At 54.7% G+C, this 5,157-nt stretch carries 3 protein-coding genes; all 3 read right to left on the bottom strand.

What is annotated here, in order from left to right; all coding sequences use genetic code 11:
- Positions 1–1,587 (bottom strand): choice-of-anchor Q domain-containing protein (locus VH187_RS22265; RefSeq protein WP_329703616.1); only part of this gene is annotated, 1,587 nt, incomplete at its 3' end.
- Positions 1,588–1,802: 215 nt separating this feature from the next.
- Entirely contained in the window at positions 1,803–4,244 is a 2,442-nt protein-coding gene (locus VH187_RS22260) for a Kelch repeat-containing protein (RefSeq protein WP_329703615.1), read from the bottom strand.
- Between the two features lie 97 nt (positions 4,245–4,341).
- On the bottom strand, positions 4,342–5,157 hold an 816-nt coding region (locus VH187_RS22255; RefSeq protein WP_329703614.1), incomplete at its 5' end, for a hypothetical protein.

Below are 5,157 nucleotides of genomic sequence, written 5' to 3'. Positions count from 1 at the left end.
AGCTAATGCATTGGGAATATTATATGGAGGTGCACCGAGCTCAGGGCCGATGGCACGAATGATGACTCTCTTTGGTCCGGTTCCTTGAATGATGAAGCCGCCAATCATCACGTTGTCGCCTGTCTGAACAAGCGCGCGCGTCGAGATGTTACCGAGCGCCGTTGGATTAAATCCGCCAAACTCAAAGGCGCCGATGTCGCTCGTACCGTTGCGCAAATAACCACGCTGATCACGGGGTGGCGCATTCGCATCGTTGCCCGCGTCGATCGCTGGGCTGTTAGAAAGTAGCGCCATTGTCTTGGTGGGGCCGCCATTGTCAGCAAGCGGGCCAATCTGCGGATCGGTATTTCGAATGTCGCCTGGCTGATTCAAAAGTCCGCCGGGACCGACACCATTGTCGCCGCCGGCTGCATCGTTGCTCAAATTGTGGCCGGCTGAAACAAAGTGCGCCGCATTGTAAATATTTTCACCAGACGCTCCGCTCTTGAAAATTGTATTACTAACGGTCACCGTTGTATCGCCTTGGCAGTAGATGCCGCCGCCGGAGCCCGCGGAGTTGCCGCTGAAGGTGCAATTGGTAATGCGCACCGCCGCCCGATCGTATTCGGTGTAGATGCCACCACCGTTCCCGTTCACAGAATTACCGCTGAACGTGCAATTGCTAACCTGCAGGTTACCGGCGCTGTTGTAGATGCCTCCGCCCGCGTAGTCCGTGGAGTTGTTGCTAAGCGTGCAGTTATTCACTGTCAGCATTGCCCGGCCCCCAACCGATACCGCATTATTATGGATAGCGCCGGCGCGGCCAGCCTGCCCGATGGCCGAGTTACCGGTCAGTGTGGTATTACTCACGACCGACGTTGCGGTTCCACCGGGGGCATAGTTGACGATCGCGCCACCGTCGAAAGCTGAATTGTTGCTAAAGACGCAATTGCTTACGGTCAGGTTCGCGGTGCGGCCACTGGAAAAGTTGAGGATTCCCGCGGCCATGAAGTCAGCGGAGTTGCCATCAAAGACGCAATTGTTCACCGTCAGCCTTGAGTTAGCGTTCGAGCCGTCGTTCATAATGCCGCCCCCGCCGTAACCGCCACCCGAATTGGCTGTGAAGACACAGTTATTCACGGTCAGCGTCGCGCCGTCGTTCAAGATAGCGCCACTGTTATAGTCGCGCCCGTTGCGGATCGTTAGACCGGAAATGGTGACGTGGGAGCCGTTGCCGATGGAAAAGATACGAAACTCCGGCGTGCCGCCAGCAGGGCTGCGCCGCACAGTCAACACATTCGGGCCGGGACCGCTAATCGTCAGATTCTTGTGAATGAATAGTTGGCCGCTCGTTAGCGTGATCGTGCCGGTCAGGTCGAAATTAATCGTATCGCCACCCGAAGAGGAGGCATCAAGAATCGCCTGACGTAGCGTCCCGGGTCCGCTATCGCCCGAACTGGTTACAGTAAGAGTGGCGGCCCGCCCGGTAGCAGCGCCCAAAAGTAGGGCGCTGGTCACGGTGACGAGAAACGAACGCACGATGCATCCACGAAATTTGAGATTGTGGTCTGTAAGCAACGTAATCAACGGCGGAAGAAGCTTGTTCATACTGGAATAATTGGGGGTTGATCGCGTAAACTATGGAATTGGCGCGACGCTAATGGATGAACGAAACGCGTCAACACAATATTAGCTCTTTCAGTGATAATCCCTTCGAAATACTGCGTTCAAGTCGCGCCTGTCGAACCGAAGAGGGCAGCAACCCAGCATTGCTATGGGGAATCACCAATGCCAGTCCAATAGTTGGCTCTCAAAAGGCAACATTATTGCAGATCGTACACTTCTACGAGACCTACTCCGGTCGTATCGTTTACACCGCGCACAATCGCGGTGTAGTTGCCCGGTGGCAGCTCAGCAATGATTGCCGACTCGGATGGATCGGTTGGAGCGTGACCGCTGTTCTGAATATCGGTGAGTTGGTTCTGTGTGATAACACCGCCGATTATCGTATGCTGCCAGTCATCATTAGAGCCGATCAATGCTCCGGCCGCGTTGTGCAGTTCCAATCTCGGATTAGCCAATGCATCCGGAATATTATATGGAGGTGCGCCGAGCTCAGGACCGATGGCACGAATAATCACCCTCTTTGCGCCCATTCCTTGAACGATAAAACCGCCAATCATCACGTTGTCACCCGTCTGCACAAAGCTGCGAGTGCTGATATTGCCAAGAATTGAAGCAGAGTTAGCGCTGAGATCGTACACTTCCACGAGAGCAACTCCGGTCACGTTGTTTACACCGCGCACGATGGCGGTGTAGTTACCCGGCTGCAGGTCTGCGATGATCGCAGATTCCCTTCCATCTGTGGGTGCACGCCCGCTGTCGCGAATCGCGCCAACTTGATTACTGGTGATAATCCCGCCGATTATCGTAGTCGGCCAGTTATCATTAGAGGCGATCAAAGCTCCCATGCCATTGTGCAGTTCCAAGGTCGGATTAGCCAATGCATTTGGAATGTTATATGGAGGCGCGCCAAGCTCTGGGCCAATAGCGCGAATAATTACCCTCTTAGGGCCAGTCCCTTGAACAATGAACCCGCCAATCATCACGTTGTCACCCGTCTGTACAAAGGACCGCGTGCTGATGTTGCCTAGCTGCTCCGGAGGACCCGGGGCACAATATCTGCCGCCGGTGTTCAGACCAGTGGGGTAGGTTTCCCATCCGCCCCAGACGATCATTTGGTTACCAGTCCACACTGCCGTTGCATCGACTCGTGGGACAGGGGCATTCACGGTGTTTATACCTGTCCAGCTACCTGCGTCGGCATTGTATTTCCCGCCGGTGTTCGTAAGGCCTGACGTACTAGATCCACCCCAGATAATCATCTCACTGAGGGTCCAAACCGCCGTTTGACGACTTCGGGCAGAAGGCGTGTTAGTCGTGCTGGTAGCTGTCCAACTGTTCGTGCCGGGACGGTATCTCCCGCCGGTGTTAAACGGTGGGCCGCCAGAAAAACGGGCACCACCCCAAACGATCATTTCGCTGCCAGTCCATACCGCAGTATGCTGCACTCGGGCAGAGGGTGCGTTAGTTGTGCTCGTAGCTGTCCAAGTGTCCGCTGCGGGATTGTATTTGCCGCCCGTGTTGAAAGAGGTTGAATAGCCAGGCAACTGAATATATCCGCCCCAGACGATCATTTCGCTGCCGGTCCACACTGCTGTGTGAAATGTTCTGGCTGTCGGCGCATTCGTGGCCGTTGTAGCCGTCCAACTATCCATGTCGGGATTGTATTTTCCACCGGTATTCAAGGCAAAGCCAAAGGGGTCAACGCCGCCCCAGGCGATCATTTCGCTGCCAGTCCAAACCGAGGTGTGACCGCTTCGGCCGCTGGGCGCGTTGGTGGTGCTGGTAGGTGCCCAACGGTTCGTCGTCGGATTGTATCTCCCGCCGGTGTTGTCGCCGTGTCCACCCCAGATAATCATTTCATTGCCGGTCCAAACTGCCGTATGGCCAGACCGCGCGTACGGTGCGCTGGTGGTGCTCGTGGCTCTCCAATTATCGGTAGCCGGATCGTACCTCCCGCCAGTGTTCAAATTGGTGTTATCGTAGCCTCCGCCCCAGACGATCATTTCAGTGCCCGTCCACACTACGGTATGACCAAATCTACCGGCCGGCGCGTTCGCGATGCTGGTGGCTGCCCAAGTGTTATTGACGCAGTCGCCTGTATCTGATGTTGCTGGTAGCGTGTAGACACCGCTCTGCACTGTCATCGCGCTATCCGGTCGATGTTCTCCAGTAGCTGGCGAGGGCTCCAACGGCTCTCTCTGACCGCCGTCATACTGATCACTTAACAGCCGCTCAGCTAGCGCTGGTCTGGCGAGACACTCGGCGATAACAAAGGGATCGTTGCCCAAGGCTTCAAATAGCTTGCGTAACAACTCAGGCCGCTTGGTGTGAGTTGCCATGCGATCCATCTCCCCCTGCAATTGCTTGGCAGTAATCGGGTGTCCCGAGTAATCCTGCAACATTTGTAAGTTACGCAGATATTCTGCGACTTTGCTTTCAAGCTGCGCCTGAGAGATGACCGCATCGAGTGATGGCTTGGGGTCGGGGCGATCTTTGGGCCAAATGCGGTGCCGCCAGTAAACATCCTCAATCGCGCGTTGATAAGCTACGCGCTCAGCGAACGTCAGAGTTCTCTGGGAAGTCTTGGCGGACGCTTGGCCAGATAAAAGAGCGAGTTTATCCGCCGTGGCAGATAACATGCCTGTTACGATTGAACATGTCACTCCGTAGGCAAGTAGAGCAATTAAGACCCGCGCAGATTGAGATGTGGATTGTTTCTTCATTAGAGTTGGAGTGTTAGTCCAGATCGTATACTTCTACCAGCGCAACGCCGGTTATGTTGTCTGCGCCGCGCACAATTGCGGTGTAGTTACCCGGGGGCAGGTCTGCGATGATCGCCGATTCCCTTGGATCTGTTGGAGCATGGCCGCTGTTTATGATGTCGCGAACCTGGTTAGTGGTAATGATCCCGCCGATTATCGTGGTCTGCCAGTTATCGTTGAAGGCAATCAAAGCTCCTGCGCCATTGTGCAATTCCAAGGTGGGATTGGCTAATGCACTTGGAATATTATATGGAGGTGCACCGAGCTCAGGACCTATGGCACGAATAATCACTTTCTTTGTGTCGGTTCCTTGAACGATAAAACCGCCAATCATCACGTCGTCACCAGTTTGCACAAAGCTGCGAGTGCTGATATTACCAAGAATGGAAGCAGTGTTAGCGCTAAGATCGTATACTTCCACGAGACCGACTCCAGCAGTGTTGTTTACGCCACTCACAATCGCGGTGTAGTTGCCCGGTGGCAGATCTGCAATGATGGCCGACTCGAATGGATTCGTTGGAGCGTGTCCGCTGTTCTGAATATCGGTGACTTGGTTCCGTGTGATAACACCGCCGATTACCGTATGCTGCCAGTCATCATTAGAACCGATCACTGCTCCGGCCGCGTTGTGTAGTTCCAATCTCGGATTAGCTAATGCATTGGGAATATTATATGGAGGTGCACCGAGCTCAGGGCCGATGGCACGAATGATGACTCTCTTTGGTCCGGTTCCTTGAATGATGAAGCCGCCAATCATCACGTTGTCGCCTGTCTGAACAAGCGCGCGCGT

Origin of the sequence: Scandinavium sp. (assembly GCF_036271055.1) — a bacterium.
Taxonomy (GTDB): domain Bacteria; phylum Pseudomonadota; class Gammaproteobacteria; order Enterobacterales; family Enterobacteriaceae; genus Scandinavium.
Note: the sequence above shows the minus strand (reverse complement) of the source record. Positions and strands in the feature narration are given on the sequence as shown.